Below are 18127 nucleotides of genomic sequence, written 5' to 3'. Positions count from 1 at the left end.
GACTGCGCAAGGCTCAGGCCTGTGGAACCCTGTGGGAGCTGGCTTGCCGGCGATGGGCTGCACAGCAGCCCCAGTACGATACAGGTCTATCGGCAGTTACCTGCCTTGCGATAGCCCGCTGCCTGCGCCTCACCCTCGTTAGCGAAGGTAACCTGGTTCTTGGCTGCAACCTGGTTATAGCCCGGGCAGCCAGCAGACAGGTGATAAACGTGGCTGTTGCGGTTGCCAAGCACGGCCCCGACTGACTGGACGCTGGCCAGGCTCGGCTTGGCCTCTGCCTTGGCGGTTTTCACCGGCACCGCTTGCACCACGCCACTGCCAACCGGCTTGTAGTCAGCCGTCCACTTGCGTTCCCCGCTCACGAACGGGTTGGCATGCCCCATGATCGCGGCAATGCGCCGGTCGCGCTCTTTCTCCCAGGCCGACACCGGGTGCTGTTTGTCCCAGGCCATCAGCAGCTGTTGCTGCTGGCGCGACATGCTCAGTTGGTAACGGTCGAACATGTAGAACGTGGTACGGGCCACCAGGCCTTTGACTTCATCGCGCGGTTCGGCGGCGCGCTGGACGAAATCGACCTTGGTGGTGCACTGGCCATACTCGCCGGCATTGCCAGCGACCATGCCGTAGTTGAAGTTGCTGCGGTCGCCGTTGACCTCGCCCACCGCCGGGTAGAGGTTGAACAGGTCGGCTTCCATGGCGCGGAACACCGGGTCGTTGTCCACGCAGTGCTCGCGGCCGCCGTTCTTCCAGCACTGGCGCTGGTTGCCGAAGGTGTAGGCGGGCACGATGTGTTCCCACTCGGTGCGCTCGGCGCGGTTCTGTTGCTTGCGGGTCTGGTAGCCGCACGAAGCCGCATCGATGCGCCCACCCGACTTGCCCACCCAGGTCCACTTGCAGCCGCAGTACAGGTCGCCCATGGCACTGCTGGCCTGGTCCAGGTACACCTTCTGCTTGGCCACCACCTTGGCCTCGGTGAACGTTGCCGGTGGGTTGGCCAACGCAGGGAGGGTGAAGGAAAACACTAAGGTTACAGCGTAAAGCAGTGATTTCATGGGAAAAACATATTTCAGATTGGGGCGCGCATTGTAATGCTTTCCCCGTAGCTGGCCAGCTCGCTGAGCCATACCAGCGGTCGGCCCGGGTCGTTGCCGGCCATGCGGTCGAACGTGGCTGAGTCGAGCATATCCCTGACCTGAGCGCCCATGCGCAGCAGCCGCTCGATGAAACCGGCACCGACGTCGCCATAGTCCTCAAGTGAAACGCCGCTCTGGTTGTGCTGTATTGCCAAGTGGTAATGACTGACCCCGGCGCCATTGCCACTGCCGCCCAGCACCACGGTAAAGCGTGGGCCCAGCAGGCCGGCCAGGCGTTGCTGGACCAGGTCGAGCAGTGCGACCGGTACTTCATCGTGGCGCAGTGATGTGGGGAAACAGGGTGTGAACGGAGGCATGAGGGTGTCCTGCTGGGCGGGTTCGGGTGTTGGCCAGCTTAGGCAAGGTGACTGTCAACTTGGGTTAAGCGGGGGTAAAACCGGGTAATACTTAACCCTGGCGTGCGCGGCTGTTTGTGGGAGCGGCCTTGTGTCGCGAAAGGGCCGCGAAGCGGCCCCGGCAATGTTGGCGGCGAAGCTGAAAACCTGGGGGCGCTCCGCGCCCCTTTCGCGACACAAGGCCGCTCCCACAAGAGCCCTCCCACCGTAAGAAAGTGCTCAGAACGTTTGCCCCAGCGAGAACTGGAAGATCTGGGTCTCGGCGTTGTCCGGCTTTTTCAACGGCGCCGCCAGGCTGAAGCTCAGCGGCCCCATCGGGCTGTACCAGGTCACGCCCACCCCGAGCGACACGGCCAACTGTGCCAGGTCGACGCTGCCGCAGCCCTGGGTGGTCGACAGGTAGCAGGTGTCGGCATAAACGTTGCCGGCGTCGACGAACAGAGAGCTGCGCAGCTGGCTCTGGTCCTTCACGAACGGCAACGGGAAGAGGTACTCGGCACCGCCGGTCACCAGAATGTTGCCCCCCAGCACATCCGTGTCACGGTCGGAATAGTAAGCCTGGCCCGCGCTGGCGTAGGTGCCGGTGGCCGGGGTATTGCGCGGGCCGAGGGTGCCGTCCTTGAACCCGCGTACCGAGCCCTGGCCCCCCGCGGTGTAGCTTTCATAGAACGGCAAGCCGTCGGTGGACCCGTAGCCATTGCCATAGCCCAGGCTGGTGTGCAGGCGCAGCGAGGTGTTGTTGGTCACCGGCAGGAAGGTCTGGCCGCTGTAGTCCAGCTTGTAGAACGACAGGTCGCTGCCAGGGGTGGTGGCCATCAGCGTGAGGCTTTGCGAGTGGCCACGTGTGGCCAGCACGCCTTTGTTCAGCGTGGACTCGGACCAGCCTATCGACGCCTTGAGGTTGTTGAAACTCTTGCCCTCACGGGAGATGAAGTCGTAGATCTCGTCGGCGCTGTAGGTACCCGGCGAAATGTCGTCATGCTGCAGGGTCAGGCCGTAGGTCAGGCGCGAGGTTTCGTTGATCGGGTAGCCAAAGCTGACCCCGGCGCCGTAGCTGTTGATCGCATAGTACGAAACGCCATCGTCGTAGTAGTCGCTGTAGTCGGTGGTGTTGTAGAACAGGTTGTAACCCAGGCTGACACCGTCGGCGGTGAAGTAGGGGTCCACGAAGCCGAAGTTGTACTTGGTCTGGTATTCGCTGCGGGTCAGGCCGACCGACACCTTGTTACCGGTACCGAGGAAGTTGCTCTGGCTGATCGAACCACCCAGGATCAGGCCGGCGCTCTGGGCGAAACCGACGCTGGCGGTGATCGAGCCGGAGGCTTGCTCTTCGACGCTGTAGTTGACGTCGACCTGGTCGTCAGTGCCGGCTACCTGCGGGGTCTCGACGTTGACTTCCTTGAAGAAGCCCAGGCGCTCCAGGCGGGTCTTGGACTGGTCGATGAGGTAGGTCGAAGCCCAGCCGCCTTCCATCTGGCGCATTTCGCGACGCAGCACTTCGTCTTCGGTCTTGGTGTTGCCGCGGTAGTTGATGCGGTTGACGTAGGCACGCTTGCCCGGGTCGACCACGAACATGATGTCGACCGTGTGGTCCTGGTCGTTCGGCTGTGGCACGCCGTTGACGTTGGCGAAGGTGTAGCCTTCGTTACCCAGGCGACGGGTGATCAGCTCGGAGCTGGTGGTCATCACCTTGCGCGAGAACACCTGGCCCGGCTGCACCAGCAGCAGCGACTTGACCTGGTCTTCCGGCACTTTCAGGTCACCGGACAACTTCACGTCGCGAACGGTGTACTTCTCGCCTTCGTTGATGTTGACAGTGATGTAGACGTGTTTCTTGTCTGGCGTGATGGACACCTGGGTGGAAGCGATGTCCATGTTGATGTAGCCGCGGTCCAGGTAGTACGAGCGCAGGCGCTCCAGGTCACCGGACAGTTTTTCGCGGGCATACTTGTCGTCGTTCTTGAAGAACGACAGCCAGTTGGTGGTCTTCAGCTCGAACAGCTGGCCCAGGGTGTCATCATCGAACACGTTGTTGCCAACGATGTTGATGTGCTGGATGGCAGCGACGGTGCCTTCGTTGATCTTGATCTTCAGCGCCACGCGGTTGCGCGGCTGCGGCACGACTTCTGCGTCAACCTCGGCCGAGTAGCGGCCCTGGGCCACGTACTGGCGCTGCAGCTCGTTACGCACGCCTTCAAGGGTGGCACGCTGGAAGATCTCGCCTTCGGCCAGGCCCGATTGTTTCAGGCCCTTCATCAGGTCTTCGGTGCTGATCGCCTTGTTGCCTTCGATCTCGATGCTCGACACCGACGGGCGCTCGACCACGTTGATGATCAGCACATTGCCATCGCGGTTCAGCTGGATGTCCTGGAAGAACCCGGTCTTGAACAGGGAACGGGTCGAGTCCACCAGGCGGCGGTCATCGGCCTGATCGCCGACGTTCAGCGGCAAGGCACCGAAGACACTGCCAGCGGAAACCCGCTGCAGGCCGTTGACGCGGATGTCGGCGATCCTGAAGGGGGAGGCCTGGGCCAACGTGGCTTTCAGCAACAGGATGGAGAGCAACAGGCGCGGGTAGTTCATCGGGGGTTCCAGACAAGCGGATTCGAAGGGGGCAAGCGCGGGCAACCCGCTAGCAGCGGGCGATGAGGATACGGGCGGGCTGTGTACGGCGCGGTTAGCCGAGGGTAAAGATGTGTAAAGTCCGACCGGCCGGCGGTGACAGCCCCGGCCGCCGGGGCGATCATTACAGCCCCTGCAATTGCGATATCTGGCCCCGATGATCCCTGTGCTGCTGGTCGACGACGACCGCGAACTGACTGAAATGCTCTCTTTGTACCTGGCGCGCGAAGGCTTCCAGGCCACTGCCGTGAATACGGGTGAAGAGGGCGAGACCCAGGCGTTGTCCGGTCACTTCCAGGTGGTGGTGCTGGACGTGATGCTGCCGGGTATCTCTGGCATCGAAGTGCTGCGGCGCGTGCGTGCGCGCAGCCAGGTGCCGGTGCTGCTGCTGACCGCGCGTGGCGACAATATCGACCGTATTGCCGGCCTTGAGCTGGGCGCCGATGACTACGTACCCAAGCCCAGTTCCCCGGGTGAACTGGTCGCACGCCTGCGGGCGATCCTGCGCCGGGTGCAGCCGCATTCCACGGGTGAGGGCAGTGCGCCCGAACACGTGCGTACGGGCGCATTGAAAATGTGGCCGGGCCGTCGTGAGGCGCATTGGGGCGAAGCCACGCTGGAGCTGACCGGCTCGGAGTTCAGCCTGCTCGAAGCGTTGGCCCGCCAGGCTGGCCAGCTGGTCAGCAAGCAGGACCTGTCACTCAATGCCTTGGGCCGGCCGTTGACCCGTTATGACCGGCGTATCGACGTGCACGTCAGCAGCATCCGGCAAAAGCTCGGCCCGCGTGCCGACGGCAGCAGCTGGATCCAGAGCGTGCGTGGCATGGGCTACATGCTGATAGTCGAATGATGCGCCGGCGCCTGTTCTGGAAGCTGTTCCTGGCGTTCTGGCTGGCCAACTGCCTGACTTTCCTGGTGGGTGCGGGTGCCTTCATGCTCAATGAGTGGCGTGGCGATACCCCGGCGCTGCGTTCGCTGCTGGCCACCGAACTGCAGCTACTGCAGCGTTACGGTGAGCAGGCAGGCCGGCAACTGCTGGAGGTGTCACCGCAGCCGCCGGATGTGCAAGTGGGCCTTTATGACAGTAAAGGCCAGCTGCTGGCGGGCAGGGCGGTGCCGGTGTCGCGTTTCGAGCAGGCGTTGAGCGACCGCGAGGGTCGCCCGCTGGTGCTGCGTGCTTCGGTGGCCACGGTGCTTGGCGAACCGCCGCGTCCTCGAGGCATGGGCCCGCTGTTTACCGGCACGCTGATGAGTGCGCTGTTTGCCTTCCTGTGCAGCCTGTACCTGACTCGCCCGTTGGCCTGGCTGCGCGAAGCCATGGGCCAGGTAGCCCAGGGCCGGTTCGATGTGCGCGTGAAATCCAGGTTGGGCAAGCGCCGCGACGAGATCGTCGAGCTGGCCGAGGACTGCGACCGCATGGCTGGCCAGCTCAAGGCCCTGGTGCAGGCGCAGCAGAACCTGCTGCACGATATTTCCCACGAACTGCGCTCACCGCTGACCCGCATGCATGCCGCCATCGGCCTGATGCGTCAGCAGCCCGACCGGCACGACATGCTGGAACGGGTGGAGCGTGAGTCACGGCGTATGGACGACCTGATCGAGCAGCTGCTGACCCTGGCCCGCGCCCAGGCTCGGCAGGGTGACAGCGACTTTGCCACTGTCGATGTGGTAGAGCTGCTGGCGCAGATCGTCGAGGACGCTCGTTTCGAGGCGGGCATGAAGCAGTGCCAGGTGTCCTTGCACGCCCACGGCGCGTTTCTCATCCATGGGCATGAAGAGCTGCTGTACCGGGCGTTCGAGAACATCATCCGCAACGCCGTGCGCTACACCGCAGCCAGCACCGAAGTGTTGGTCGAGGCCGCGCTGGCGCCGGGCGGGCAATGGTTTCAGGTCAGTGTCAGCGACCATGGTCCGGGCGTGGACCCGGCGCGGCTGAAGCGCATCTTCGAGCCGTTCGACCGGGGCACCGACAGCAGCGATGATGGTTTTGGCCTGGGTCTGGCGATTGCCCAGCGCGCCATTATCCTGCATGGCGGCAGCATCTCCGCGCAGGCCGCAGCCAGCGGTGGGCTGCGGGTGCGTATCGACCTGCCGCAAGCCAGCACTACTTGAAACCGGTCACCGCGTGGGGGACGTAAGGGGCCTGCAAGCGTGCCACCTCGCCCTCGCTCAGCTGCAGTGACAACGCGCCCAGTGCATCGTCCAGATGTGCAGGCTTCGAGGCGCCGACGATAGGGGCGCTAACGCCGGTTTTACCCAGTACCCAAGCCAACGCCACCTGGGCCATTGGCACGCCCCGTTCGCCGGCGATCTGCTCGACCACGTCGATCACCCGGCCGTCTTCCACCTCGGTCTTTTCATAGAACGACTGGCCGGATACATCGCTGCGGGTGCGTGCGGTCTGCTGCCCGTGCGGCCGGGTCAGGCGCCCGCGGGCCATCGGGCTCCAGGGCATCAGGCCGACCCCCTGGTCCAGGCACAGCGGGATCATTTCGCGTTCTTCTTCGCGGTAGATCAGGTTGAGGTAATTCTGCATCGACACGAAACGGCTCCAACCGTTGCTGGCCGCCACCTGCTGTGCCTTAGCGAACTGCCAGGCGTACATCGACGATGCACCGATGTAACGGGCCTTGCCGGCCTTGACCACCTCGTGCAGGGCCTCCATGGTCTCCTCGATGGGGGTGTGGTAGTCCCAGCGGTGGATCTGGTACAGGTCGACGTAATCGGTACCCAAGCGGCTGAGGCTGGCGTCGATGTTGGCCATGATCGCCTTGCGCGACAAGCCTTGCTCGTTGGGCCGGCTGGCGCCTTCCCACATGTTCGCCGGGAAGAACACCTTGGTGGCGATCACGGTTTCTTCGCGGCGGGTGAATTCCTTCAGCAGTTTGCCGAGGATGATTTCCGAAGTGCCGGCCGAATAGCTGTTGGCGGTGTCGAAGAAGTTGATGCCTTGCTCGACGGCATGGCGAATGATAGGTCGGCTGGCGTCTTCGCCCAAGGTCCAGGGATGAGTGCCGGCGTCGGGTTCGCCGAAGGTCATGCAGCCCAGGCACAACCTGGAGATGTCCAGCCCGGTGTTACCCAACTTTACGTATTGCATCGTCGTCTCCTTCAAGGGCGTTAGTGATGGTGTCAGCCTAACGCGGGCAGCCTTGCGCGAAAATTCCATATTGATGCAGGTCCCATCCGCAAAAATTCACAAGCGCAGCAATGGCCGCACCTGTTGCTGGAGGAAGTCGGTAACCGCCTTGATCCGTGGGGTGGCGCGCACGTCCTCATGCACTGCCAGCCAGATTTCGATGCTCATGGTCTGCTCGGCGCTGCCGGCTTCCTTCAGGCCGTGCTCCTGCGCCATGAACGCGGGCAGGCAGGCGATTCCGATGCCGCCGGCACAGGCTTGAGCCTGGATGCGCAGGTCATTGCTGTGCAGCACGAACGGCTGCTGGCCGGCCTGACGGTTCAGCCATTGCTGTTGAGGGGAACTGGCCTGCGACTCGTCGTAACCGATGTAGCGCCGGGCCGCCGCGCTGGCCAAGTAGCCGGGCGAGGCGTACAGCCGGTAGGCCAGGTGGCCCAGAAGGCTGGCAACCAGGGTCGGTTCTGTGGGCCGGGCCAGGGCGATGCTGATGTCGGCTTCGCGGCGGGCCAAGGATGCCTTTGATTTGCTGCCCACCAGCTTCAGGCGCAACTGTGGGTAGCGCTGGTACAGTTCGCCCAGGCGCCGGGCCACGATGCTGCCGAGCAGTGCCGGTGGTGCCGACAGCACCACTTCGCCTTCCACCGCGTGTTGGCCGGCGCTGGCGAAATGTTCAAGGGCGAAGGAGGACAGGGTCATCTGCTCGGCAAGTTCGGCAACGCGTCGGCCTTCGTCGGTGAGCGCATAAGCGCGGGGGCGCCGGTCGACCAGCTTGAGCTTGAACGAGGCTTCGAGCGAAGCAATGCGCCGGGCCACGGTGGCGTGGTCGACGCCCAGCGTCTTGGCGGCGGCGGACAGCGAGCCGGCCGAGGTAAAGGCGCAGAAATGACGCAGGTCTTCCCAATCGAACATGGAGGGCTCGGCAGTAGCTTGTGCAGAAGGGGGTAGGGTAGCGTTTTCTGCGGGGCACTGTGGATTGCGGTGGGTTGGAGATTTTGGGGCTGCGCAGCAGCCCCACATGGCTGGCCTCAATGGCCGCCTTTCATCCGTCGTGCCACCAGATAGATGCCCAGGCCAACCAGCGCAGTTGCCGCGCCGATATAGCCGGTGCTGGTCCAGCCCATGCCCGCTGTAATCGCCATGCCACCCAACCATGGCCCCAGCGCATTGGCCAGGTTGAACGCTGCATGGTTCGACGCAGCTGCCAGGCTCGGCGCTTCATGGGCAATGTCCATCAGGCGGATCTGCAGCGGCGCGGCCAGGGCAATCATGGTGCCCACCAGGCCGATACCCAACAGCAGGCTCCACAGCGCATGGGCGGCGAAGGTGAAGAACAGCAGCACGGCGATCGACCACACCAGCACCAGCCCCACGGCGCGGAACTGCAGGCGGTCGAACAGTTTGCCGCCGGCAATGTTGCCGACGATGCCGCCCACCCCGAACGCCGCCAGGCCGAACGGAATCCACTGGGGTGACACCTGGGTTACCTGCAGCATGGTCGGTGCCAGGTAGCTGAATACCGTGAACATGCCGGCAAAGCCGATCGAGGCGATGGCCAGCGCCATCCACACCTGCGGCAGGGTAAAGGCTTGCAGTTCCTTGCGCGGGTCGCTGCGCACTTCGTCGTGGCGCTGGGGCACAAAGCGCCACACCAGGGCGATGGTGCACAGCGCGATGGCGCCAACCAGCACGAACGCCGAACGCCAGCCGAAAAACTGGCCCAGGTAGGTTGCCACCGGGTTACCGAGCAACATGGCCAAGGTCAGGCCCATCATCACCCGGGCAACCGCACCCGCGCGCTGGTCTTTGGCCACCATGCTCGATGCCACCACTGCGGCAATGCCGAAGTACGCGCCGTGGGGCAGGCCGCTGATGAAGCGGAAGGCAACTAGGCTACTGAACGAGGGGGCGAAGGCAGTCGCCAGGTTGCCAAGGGCGTACAGGGCCATCAGCAGCAACAGCATGTGCTTGCGCAGCAGCCGGGCGCCCAGGATCGCTAGCGTCGGGGCGCCAACCATCACCCCCAGTGCGTAGGCACTGATGGCATGGCCCACCTGGGGCTCGCTCAATTGCAGGTTGCTGGCGATGTCGGGCATCAGGCCCATGATGGCGAATTCGCCGGTGCCGATGGCAAAGCTGCCCAGCGCCATGGCGGCTTCCATCTTCGCGACGGTGCCTTTACTGGGGAGAGGGGGTATTTCCTGGACTGACATCTGTATCCCTTTTGAAACATGCTGAAACGTTCAAGGCGGGATCATAGTCAATCTTTGCCGGCAACGTCGAGGAAGCTGACCGGCTTGGGGCTTTTGGCCCTTTCTGCGTGCGGTCTTGAATGGCCGCTCGACGGTTTCATCACTGGGTTACCGGGCGGAGTACAAAAGTACTCTTCTTGGATTTCCGGCACACTACAGCGAGCGCATAACTGAAATGCCGGGATGTTATGGCAAGCCGTACGCCTGCTCTTTTAGACTGCCACCTGCGTGCGCCGACATCCGGCCCGCTTGGTCGATAAGGTTGCTTTAGTGAATGCTGGCGTACGTTTTCCCGGGCCCTTGGGTATTTTCTGGCTGGGCCTGCTGCAAATTCTGGTGTGGGGTGGTTCGTTCTTCCTGTTGGCGGTGATGGGCAAGCCAATCCTGCGCGAGACTGGCTGGGACAGCGGCTGGGTGTATGGGGCGCTGTCGCTGGGCCTGATGGTTTCGGCGCTGCTGGCGCCGCTGTCCAGCCGCCTGGTGGCGCGTTATGGCGGGCGCTCGCAACTGGCCGCCAGCGGTGTGGTAGTAGGGCTGGGCTTGCTGGTGGTTGCCAACTGCCACAGCCTGCTGGTGTTCCTGCTGGCCTGGGTGATCATTGGCGCGGGGATGGCAATGGGGCTGTATGAAGCGCTGTTTGCCACCCTCGGTGCCTTGTATGCGGAACGGGCAGGGCGGGCGATTACCGGTATCACCCTGATTTCGGGGTTTGCCACCACCGTGACCTGGCCGGTGGTGGCGCTGGCCATCGAGCAACTGGGCTGGCGCACGGCGTGCACGGCTTATGCGCTGGTGCTGATCGTTGCCGTGGCGCCGCTATACCTCTGGGTGTTGCCGGCCGGCCAGCCCCCACACAAGGCCCAGGGCGCGACGGCGACGAGCGATCTGCCCGTGGACCGCCGCCTGTACTGGCTGCTGACCGCAATCTTTGCCATTGGCGCGATCATCATGACTGCCGTTTCGGTGCAACTGGTCGCAGTACTGCAGGGCCAGGGGCATTCGCTGGCGGCTGCCATTGGCCTGAGTGCCTTGCTCGGGCCAAGCCAGGTGGCGTCGCGGGTGCTGCAGATCATCGCCGGCAAGCGCCACCCGATCTGGACTGCACTGGTGTCATCGCTGCTGGTCGCCGTCGGCCTGACGCTGGTGGCCGTGGCGCCGGGCGTGACCGCGCTGGGCCTGCTGCTGTATGGCTCCGGCAATGGCCTGCGCGCCATTGTCAGGGGGCTGCTGCCGCTGGCCTTGATGCCGCCAGCCCAGTATGTTGCGCTGATGGGCAAGATGTCGCGCCCCTCGCTGGTTGGCCAGGCACTGACGCCCTTGGCGGGTGGCTACCTGTTCCAGCACTTCGGCGCGATGGGGGTGCTGGCAACGCTGTCGGCACTGGCATTGACCAGTGTCGTGCTGGTGTTGCTGGTGATGCGCAGCCTCCCGCGGCAAACGGCGTGATCAGGCGCCACTCATTTGGCTAGCAAGGACGAAACGATGTCGGATGCACCACGTAACCCGTTGCTTATCGATGGGCCGGCCGGCCAGATCGAGCTGCTGATCGACTACCCCGCCGGGCCGCCCAAGGGGGTGGTGCTGGTCAGTCACCCACAACCGCTGCTGGGCGGTACCCCGCGCCATATCGTGCCGCTGACCCTGGCGCGGCAGCTGTGCGCAGCCGGTTGGCAAGTGGTGCGGCCGAGTTTCCGTGGGGTAGGGCAGACACAAGGTGCGCACGACGAGGGTATCGGCGAAGCGCAAGACTGCATCACGGTCATCCGTCACTTCAGACGGGAGTTGCCTGAGCTACCGGTAGCCCTGGTCGGGTTTTCCTTTGGTGCCTATGTGTTCGCCCGTGTGGCCTGTGCGCTTGAAGGGCAGTTGCAGGCAGTGGCGTTGCTGGGGCTGCCGGTGGGTGATGTACCGGGCGGGCGATATTACGAGCCATTGCCGGTGCCTGCAGATTGCCTGCTGCTGCACGGCGAACAGGATGAAATGGCGCCGCTGGCCAACCTGCTGCAATGGGCCGGCCCAGAGCAACGTGCGGTGTCGGTTTATGCAGGTGCAAACCACTTTTTCAAGGGCTGCCTGGGGCGGGCGGCTGAGCAGGTGATCGCCCATCTGGCGTTGAAAACTGCGCTCCCATAGGCACTGGCGCGTCGGTCTGGCACCGGCTTTGCCGGTGTTCGCGGCTAAAGCCGCTCCCACAGGGACTGCGGGTGCCCAACATTTACGCTGTACCTGTGGGAGCGGCTTTAGCCGCGAAAGGGCCGGAACAGGCTAGCCTCACCGCTCCAGGTAATGCGTCTGTGCAGCAAATTCGATGAACCGCTTGCTGGCCAGCGACAGGTATTCCCCCGAGCGCCAGCACAATCTGAAGCTCATCTGCTGCGCGGGCCGGAACGGCACCCCGACAATGCCCGGCGTGCGTTGCTGGACCGAGCGCAGCAGGGTCGCCACCCCCATGTTGTCCAGCGCGGCTTGCACCACCAGCGAGACGAAGTTGCTCTGTAACGCCACCTGGTAAGTGATGCCATGTTCGGCGAAAAACGCGTCCAGCAGGTGACGTTGAACGAATGTGCGGTCGAACACCACCATGTCGGTATTGCGCAGGTCTTCCGCCGTGAGGAAGGCCTTACCGGCATAGGGGTGGTCGGGGTGCATGCACGCGAGCATCTCGTCACTGCCCAGCAGGATCGATTCCTTGTCGGGGGGCACGCGCCTGGACTCCAGCAATGCCAGGTCGATTTCCCGTTGTTCCAGGCGATGGCCAATGTCCTCGGCACTGCCTTCAAACACGGTCATGGCAATGCCTGGATACAGCTGGCGGAAGGCGTTCATCAACCCAGGTACATAGTGCAGGCCGAACATGGGCGGGATGCCCAGGCGCACTTCGCCGCGCTTCAGGTCGGCCATGTCGCGCAGCTCTTGCCGGGCAACATCCATCTCGCGCAGCGCCGACGCAATGCGTGGCAGGAACTGTTCGCCCTCGGCGGTAAGGATGACTTTGCGCGTGGTGCGGTTGAACAGGGTCACGCCCAGTTCTTCTTCCAGGCGGGTTACGGCCATGCTCAGCGCAGGCTGGGCGATGTGCAAATGCTGCGCAGCCTTGGTGAAGCTGCCTTGGCGCACGATCTCGACGCAGCAGCGCAATGCCTTGAGGTTCATTGAGGCGTTCTACCATTCATAACGAACTGTGATGCTAAGCATCATAACAATATATTTATTATTATTAACCAGAGGGCCTACGATGCGCGCCACTGAGACATCCTGCAATATCTCAGTCACGCAGCGTAATAAAGCTGCAATCCCACAAAGATTTTGAGGTAGTACCCCAAATGGCCAAGGCCGCCGATGTCGTTGTGCAATGTCTGGAAAACGAAGGTGTCGAGTATGTGTTCGGCATCCCTGGTGAGGAAAACCTCGACCTGCTCGAATCCCTGCGCAAGTCGAAGATCAAGCTGGTACTGACCCGTCACGAGCAGTCTGCAGGCTTCATGGCTGCCACCTACGGCCGCCTGACTGGCAAGACCGGCGTCAGCCTGTCCACCCTCGGCCCTGGCGCCACCAACCTGGTCACCGCCAGCGCCTACGCCTACCTGGGCGGCATGCCGATGATGATGATCACCGGGCAGAAGCCGATCAAGAAGTCCAAGCAGGGCCGCTTCCAGATCATTGACGTGTGCGGCATGATGGACCCCATCACCAAGTACACCCACCAGTTCGCCTCGGCCGACAACATCCCGTCGCGCATGCGCGAAGCCTTCCGCCTGGCTGAAGAAGAAAAGCCGGGTGCGGTACACCTGGAACTGCCGGAAGACATCGCCGCCGAGCAGACCGACGCACTGCCGATCCCGCGCAGCCTGCACCGCCGCCCGCTGGCCGAACACGTGGCCATCGAAGCTGCCGTCGAGAAGCTGAAGACCGCTCGTAACCCGATTCTGGTGATCGGCGCTGGCGCCAACCGCAAGATGACCGCCAAGGTCCTCAAGCAACTGATCGACAAGACCGGCATCCCGTTCATCACCACCCAGATGGGTAAAGGTGTGGTCGACGAGCGCCACCCGCGCTTCTTGGGTAACGCTGCACTGTCGTCGGGTGACTTCGTGCACCGCGCCGTCGAAGCGGCCGACCTGATCATCAACATCGGCCACGACGTGATCGAGAAGCCACCGTTCTTCATGGTCCGTGGCGGCACCGAAGTCATCCACATCAACTTCCGCTCTGCCGAAGTCGATGCCGTGTACTTCCCGCAGGTTGAAGTGATCGGCGACATCGCCAACGCCGTGTGGCAGATCAGCGAAGCGCTGGACGACACGTCGCACTGGGACTTCACCCGCCTGATGGCCATCCGCGAAGCCAACGAAGCGCAGATCGCCGAAGGTGGTGACGACAACCGCTTCCCGGTCTACCCGCAGCGCCTGGTGGCCGACATCCGTCGCGTACTGCCGTCCGAAGGCATCGTTGCCCTGGACAACGGCATCTACAAGATCTGGTTCGCCCGTAACTACAAAGCGCACAAGCCGAACACCGTGCTGCTGGACAACGCCCTGGCGACCATGGGCGCTGGCCTGCCATCGGCCATGGCGGCGCACCTGGTGCATCCGGACCGCCCGGTGATCTCGGTGTGCGGCGACGGCGGCTTCATGATGAACAGCCAGGAGCTGGAAACGGCTGTACGTCTGGGCATGCACATCACCGTGGTGATCCTGCGTGACGATGGCTACGGCATGATCCGCTGGAAGCAGGCCAACATGGGCTTCACCGATTTCGGCTTGGACTACGGCAACCCGGACTTCGTGAAGTACGCCGAAGCCTACGGTGCCAACGGCCACCGCGTGGAAAGCGCCGAAGGCCTGCTGCCACTGCTGGAACACTGCATCAAGACCCCAGGCGTGCACGTGATCGACTGCCCGGTCGATTACAGCGAGAACGACCGCATCCTCAACAGCGAGCTGCGTGAGCGCGCGCTGGCGGTGTAAGCCCTGAGGTACGGCGCCAGCGCAAGGCTGGCGCCTTTCCCTGAGGAGCGGCCTGGTATCGCCTTTCAGCGATCCAACAGGCCCTGCAGGCTGGCCAGGATGCTGTTGGCGTCGTAAGGCTTGCGCGCTACGGGGACGCCCTTCAAGTGCTCGGGAATGCTGATGCCATCGCCATAGCCTGTGGCAAACAGGAATGGAACCTGACGGCGTACCAGTTCATCGGCCACGGAAATTGATGTGCCGGTGCCCAGGTTGACATCCAGTATCGCAACGTCCGGTGTGCTGCGGGCGAGCAGTTGCATTGCCTCATCTTCGGAATTGGCGGTGATCACGTCCTTGATGTGAGCATCGTTGAGAATCTGCTCCAAGCCGACTGCAATCACCAACTGGTCTTCGAGAATCAGCACGCACAAGCCCGCCCGTGTTGCAAAGGTATCGCCTACGCGGGCCATGGCCGTGGCCGGGATGGCGGGTACGAACGGTTCGGCGACGGTCAGGTGCTTGGCAGGGATCCTGAAAACGCCTTGCAGGCCTTCGGGGTAATATTCCACCGTGCTGGTGCCGCCCAGGTCGAACGGGATACTGCGGTCGATCAGTACCGAGCCAAAGCCAGTGCGGCTGGGCGGGCGTACCGTGGGCCCGCCACTTTCGCGCCAGCTGATGACACAGGCGCTGGCGGCGTCGATCGCCCAGCTCACCGCAAGCTTGCCGCCGGCCCGCGACAGTGCACCATACTTGGCCGCATTGGTGGCCAGCTCGTGCAGCACCAGGGCCATCACCGAGTAGGCGCGCGCGTCGAGGATGACGTTCGGGCCTTGCAGCTCGATCACCCCGGCAGCCGTGCGATAGGGTGAAAGCTCGGCCTCCAGCAGCATTGCCAGGCGGCCGCCACCATCACCACGCACCACTTGGTCGTGGGCCAGTGACAATGCCTGGATACGCCCTTTGAGGGTGGCCACATAGTCCTGGAGGGTCTGGCTCTCGGAGGTCGGGTGGGCAACCAGCGCACCAATCAGTGACAGGATGTTCTTGACCCTGTGATTGAGCTCCTCGTTAAGGATGCGTTGGCGCACTTCAGCCTTCGAGCGCTCGCTGGCGAGCAGCTCGCTGTTGTGCAGCACCACTTCGACGATGGCGGTGCGGATGGCATCGCCAAATTGGCGGTCCTGTTCGGTCCAGGGCAGCGACTGCTGGTGAACGGTTTCTTTCCAGATGGCGAAGCTTTTGCGCGGCGTCAGGCGATCGCCCAGCGCGCCGCTTTCGTAAGTTTTGTTCGGGTCCCCGGCCCAGTCGAGCGTCTCGATGACCTCCTTGCGAAAGAAGATCAGGTAATCCCTCGGCTGCTGCGACATCGGGATGATCAGCACGCCGGATACGTCGCTGAAGTACGCCTGGGCAGAGGGAAGCACCATCGACAGGCGGTTGGACGCCCAGGTACGGCCGTTGGTGACCATATCCGCCAGGCGCAACAGGTCGGGCACGGCAGCTTTGGGCACTGCCAGCCCGGCCGATGCCCAGCGGCCTTGCAACGACATGCCGATGCCATCGCAGGGAATCAGCGACATCAGCCGCGGCAGGCGTGAGTGGAAGAACCCATCGAGGTCCGCTGACTGGTTGGCATCGCGCACGATGGTGTCCAGTGCTTTGTGAACCCGCACGGCGGCTTCGAGCTTTTGCCGGCTGCGCAGGGTCTCGATATGCAGCGCGAAAAACTCGCCGAACATTTCGGCGGCCACCCGCTGCCCCATGGCCAGGGTGCGCGGTGCGTAGTGGTGGCAGGCGATCATCCCCCACAGCTCGCCGTTGACGATGACCGATATCGACATGGAGGCGCCCACGCCCATGTTGCACAGGTACTCGCAATGCACCGGCGATACGCTGCGCAGGTGCGCGTAGGACAGGTCGAGCGGTTCGCCTGACGGGTCAAGGACCGGCTCGATGGCGACTGTTTTGAACTGGGCGTCGGCAATCACCCGGATCGGGTTGCGCAGGTAAAGCGCTCGGGCCTGCTGCGGGATGTCGGAGGCGGGGAAGTACTGGCCCATGAAGCTTTCAAGGTCGCCACGTTTGGCTTCGGCGACCACCTTGCCGGCACCGTCTGCGCCGAGCTGGTAGATCATCACCCGGTCGTAGCCCAGTACGGCCCGGACAAAGCGGGCAGCGTCGCGGAACAATTTGCTGGTCTGGTCGATTTCGCGCAGCTGGGCAATCAGGGTACGGGCCAGCTCGATGGGCTCGGCGATGCTGGCACCGGCCGGTTCAAACTCCAGGATGGCCGTACCTTTGAACAGGTGGGCGGCGATATCGAAGGCCTGGCCGTTGGGCAGCATCACGCTGAAGCTGAGTGCAGGGCGCGAGGCTTCGCGGGTACGGGCCAGTGCGTTGCGCAGGGTATGGGCTACCTCGTCCCCTAGCACCGTGTGCAGCTTCTGGCCGTTGATATCGCCTGCCAGGCCCAGCAGATGCGGGGCGTTGACCGAATGGCGCAGCACCACTGTCGCGGATGCATCACAGGCCAGCAGGCAGCCGTGGGGCTGGATGCTGCCAGGGATCTGGATGGGTTCGCGGTCGCAGTTTGTCAGGTTTACTTGTGGGTCGAAGGTCATTTGGCCCGTGCCTAAGGGTAAAGAGTAGGCTGCCAGGAGGGCCGCCATCGTCAGCCTAGCAGGCATTGTCCGCCTTGGGCATTGCCGGGTGGTTGCCTTTTCAGGCTGATGGGGTCTCCCCCCGTTCATCTGCGAACCCCAGCTCCCGTATGAACATCGAAAACAATTCGGGGTGAGACGAGATGTTCAGCTTCGCGTACAGGTGGCGCCGGTGCACCTTTATGGTTTCTGGCGAGATCCCCAGCCGTTGCGCCATCGCTTTCGACGAGTAACCGCGCAGGATAAGGCGGGCGATTTCCAGTTCTCGCTCGGACAACAGGCCTTGGGCAAACCTGGCCAACGCATCGCCAACCGGTGCCTGCACGGGCACCGGCACGCCACTACGCGCCCAGTGCTGCCCAAGCAGCGCCAGCACCCAGGCACTGATCAGGTTGAGCTTGCCCAGCTCTGTTGCGTCGAAAGCGCGGCGCATGCCCAGTGACAGCGACAATACCCCATCGGGCAGCTGCAACAGGAACTGGACTTCGTCGACCAGCACATGGTCCTGAAAGTAGTTCTGGTAATAATCCGTTTGCCAGAAATGGTCTGGCGCCACTTCTTCCAGGTGGTAGCAACCACTGGCCAAGCCTTCGCGGGCGGCCTGGTAGAAGGGGTCTAGCAGGTACAACCCGTCGAGGTACAACTCACCCGCTGCGGGGGCTGGCGCTGCATCGTACTCCTCCAGCACTTGTGGGGCGCCCTGGGGAGGGAAGTGCATCGCCAGCGCGTTGTCGAACGGCACCCAGTGCCTCAGCACCAGGATCAGCTGACGCCAGAAGCGCGGGCTGCCAATCTGCTCGATCGTTCTGGCCAGCGCGGTGTGGCCGGCAACCTCATGAAAGAGAATTTCCACGACAGCGTCCTTGAAAGAAGTAGGGCATTGGCACCCGCTTTGCCTCAGCTGTCAACCGGGGGTACCCCTTAGTGGGAATTGTCCTGGCGGGTGGCGCCGCATAGATTTCATACCTATCAAGCGGGCCGTCGAGCTCGCCACGTTTCGCTTACTGGTTCTGCCT

General features: G+C 63.2%; 14 protein-coding genes. 5 read left to right on the top strand and 9 right to left on the bottom strand.

Features of this window, described 5'->3' with window-relative positions; genetic code table 11:
• Nucleotides 1–86: 86 nt before the first annotated feature.
• The 3 genes from ACN6NG_RS15085 to bamA all read right to left on the bottom strand — a co-directional run bounded on the left by ACN6NG_RS15085 (nucleotide 87) and on the right by bamA (nucleotide 4072).
• A complete protein-coding gene (locus ACN6NG_RS15085) occupies nucleotides 87–1052 on the bottom strand; it encodes an endonuclease (RefSeq protein WP_353455738.1) in 966 nt (321 codons plus the stop codon).
• A gap of 14 nt (nucleotides 1053–1066) precedes the next feature.
• Entirely contained in the window at nucleotides 1067–1450 is a 384-nt protein-coding gene (locus ACN6NG_RS15080; RefSeq protein WP_474314799.1) for a hypothetical protein, read from the bottom strand.
• 258 nt (nucleotides 1451–1708) lie between these two features.
• Nucleotides 1709–4072: an outer membrane protein assembly factor BamA gene (gene bamA / locus ACN6NG_RS15075; protein WP_474314796.1), complete on the bottom strand. Its 2364-nt coding sequence runs from the start codon at nucleotides 4070–4072 to the stop codon at nucleotides 1709–1711.
• A 196-nt stretch (nucleotides 4073–4268) separates the two neighbouring features.
• Between bamA and ACN6NG_RS15070 the strand changes: the two genes are divergently transcribed.
• The gene (locus ACN6NG_RS15070; RefSeq protein WP_016499831.1) at nucleotides 4269–4961 is read left to right on the top strand and encodes a response regulator transcription factor; all 693 of its coding nucleotides are present in this window, start codon (nucleotides 4269–4271) and stop codon (nucleotides 4959–4961) included.
• Nucleotides 4958–6223: a HAMP domain-containing sensor histidine kinase gene (locus ACN6NG_RS15065; protein WP_474314793.1), complete on the top strand. Its 1266-nt coding sequence runs from the start codon at nucleotides 4958–4960 to the stop codon at nucleotides 6221–6223. The genes ACN6NG_RS15070 and ACN6NG_RS15065 overlap by 4 nt, the downstream gene beginning before the upstream one ends.
• Here the strand turns inward: ACN6NG_RS15065 and ACN6NG_RS15060 are convergent.
• The 3 genes from ACN6NG_RS15060 to ACN6NG_RS15050 form a co-directional block, all read right to left on the bottom strand.
• Nucleotides 6216–7211 carry an aldo/keto reductase gene (locus ACN6NG_RS15060; RefSeq protein WP_474314790.1) on the bottom strand — a complete coding sequence of 332 codons (996 nt, stop codon included), beginning with the start codon at nucleotides 7209–7211 and terminating at the stop codon, nucleotides 6216–6218. The two genes, ACN6NG_RS15065 and ACN6NG_RS15060, sit on opposite strands and share 8 nt — an antisense overlap.
• Before the next feature lie 96 nt (nucleotides 7212–7307).
• Nucleotides 7308–8159, bottom strand: coding sequence for a LysR family transcriptional regulator (locus ACN6NG_RS15055; protein WP_063426276.1), 852 nt, complete (start codon nucleotides 8157–8159; stop codon nucleotides 7308–7310).
• Between the two features lie 116 nt (nucleotides 8160–8275).
• Complete coding sequence (locus ACN6NG_RS15050) at nucleotides 8276–9460, bottom strand: MFS transporter (RefSeq protein WP_063426274.1); 1185 nt, start codon at nucleotides 9458–9460, stop codon at nucleotides 8276–8278.
• A gap of 360 nt (nucleotides 9461–9820) precedes the next feature.
• Here ACN6NG_RS15050 and ACN6NG_RS15045 point away from each other — a divergent pair, with 360 nt between their 5' ends.
• Together ACN6NG_RS15045 and ACN6NG_RS15040 are read left to right on the top strand one after the other, a co-directional pair.
• On the top strand, nucleotides 9821–10945 hold the full coding sequence (locus ACN6NG_RS15045; protein ID WP_063426284.1) for an MFS transporter: 1125 nt from the start codon (nucleotides 9821–9823) through the stop codon (nucleotides 10943–10945).
• Between the two features lie 36 nt (nucleotides 10946–10981).
• Nucleotides 10982–11632: an alpha/beta hydrolase gene (locus ACN6NG_RS15040; RefSeq protein WP_063426272.1), complete on the top strand. Its 651-nt coding sequence runs from the start codon at nucleotides 10982–10984 to the stop codon at nucleotides 11630–11632.
• A 138-nt stretch (nucleotides 11633–11770) separates the two neighbouring features.
• On the opposite strand, the gene ACN6NG_RS15035 is transcribed toward ACN6NG_RS15040, so the two are convergent.
• A complete protein-coding gene (locus tag ACN6NG_RS15035) occupies nucleotides 11771–12652 on the bottom strand; it encodes a LysR family transcriptional regulator (protein ID WP_063426270.1) in 882 nt (293 codons plus the stop codon).
• 170 nt (nucleotides 12653–12822) lie between these two features.
• On the opposite strand from ACN6NG_RS15035, the gene ACN6NG_RS15030 reads away from it, so the two are divergent.
• Nucleotides 12823–14466 carry an acetolactate synthase large subunit gene (locus tag ACN6NG_RS15030; protein WP_169725127.1) on the top strand — a complete coding sequence of 548 codons (1644 nt, stop codon included), beginning with the start codon at nucleotides 12823–12825 and terminating at the stop codon, nucleotides 14464–14466.
• A 65-nt stretch (nucleotides 14467–14531) separates the two neighbouring features.
• Here the strand turns inward: ACN6NG_RS15030 and ACN6NG_RS15025 are convergent, their stop codons facing one another.
• The gene (locus ACN6NG_RS15025; protein ID WP_063426210.1) at nucleotides 14532–17072 is read right to left on the bottom strand and encodes an HWE histidine kinase domain-containing protein; all 2541 of its coding nucleotides are present in this window, start codon (nucleotides 17070–17072) and stop codon (nucleotides 14532–14534) included.
• Nucleotides 17073–17172: 100 nt separating this feature from the next.
• Nucleotides 17173–17964, bottom strand: a complete 792-nt coding sequence (locus ACN6NG_RS15020) for a helix-turn-helix transcriptional regulator (RefSeq protein WP_063426208.1) — start codon at nucleotides 17962–17964, stop codon at nucleotides 17173–17175.
• Nucleotides 17965–18127 lie beyond the last annotated feature (163 nt).

The sequence above is a fragment of the Pseudomonas sp. TSO6 genome, assembly GCF_056098905.1.
The sequence above is the reverse complement of the archived record's forward strand: the minus strand, read 5'-3'. Positions and strand labels throughout refer to the sequence as shown.

Excerpts from the sequence above, each read along its gene's own strand:
- ACN6NG_RS15070 (WP_016499831.1), top strand. The coding sequence starts at position 4,269 with ATGATCCCTGTGCTGCTGGTCGACGACGACCGCGAACTGACTGAAATG.
- ACN6NG_RS15035 (WP_063426270.1), bottom strand. The coding sequence starts at position 12,652 with ATGAACCTCAAGGCATTGCGCTGCTGCGTCGAGATCGTGCGCCAAGGC.
- ACN6NG_RS15055 (WP_063426276.1), bottom strand. The coding sequence starts at position 8,159 with ATGTTCGATTGGGAAGACCTGCGTCATTTCTGCGCCTTTACCTCGGCC.
- ACN6NG_RS15080 (WP_474314799.1), bottom strand. The coding sequence starts at position 1,450 with ATGCCTCCGTTCACACCCTGTTTCCCCACATCACTGCGCCACGATGAA.
- ACN6NG_RS15060 (WP_474314790.1), bottom strand. The coding sequence starts at position 7,211 with ATGCAATACGTAAAGTTGGGTAACACCGGGCTGGACATCTCCAGGTTG.
- ACN6NG_RS15025 (WP_063426210.1), bottom strand. The coding sequence starts at position 17,072 with ATGACCTTCGACCCACAAGTAAACCTGACAAACTGCGACCGCGAACCC.
- ACN6NG_RS15065 (WP_474314793.1), top strand. The coding sequence starts at position 4,958 with ATGATGCGCCGGCGCCTGTTCTGGAAGCTGTTCCTGGCGTTCTGGCTG.
- bamA (WP_474314796.1), bottom strand. The coding sequence starts at position 4,072 with ATGAACTACCCGCGCCTGTTGCTCTCCATCCTGTTGCTGAAAGCCACG.
- ACN6NG_RS15050 (WP_063426274.1), bottom strand. The coding sequence starts at position 9,460 with ATGTCAGTCCAGGAAATACCCCCTCTCCCCAGTAAAGGCACCGTCGCG.
- ACN6NG_RS15040 (WP_063426272.1), top strand. The coding sequence starts at position 10,982 with ATGTCGGATGCACCACGTAACCCGTTGCTTATCGATGGGCCGGCCGGC.
- ACN6NG_RS15085 (WP_353455738.1), bottom strand. The coding sequence starts at position 1,052 with ATGAAATCACTGCTTTACGCTGTAACCTTAGTGTTTTCCTTCACCCTC.
- ACN6NG_RS15030 (WP_169725127.1), top strand. The coding sequence starts at position 12,823 with ATGGCCAAGGCCGCCGATGTCGTTGTGCAATGTCTGGAAAACGAAGGT.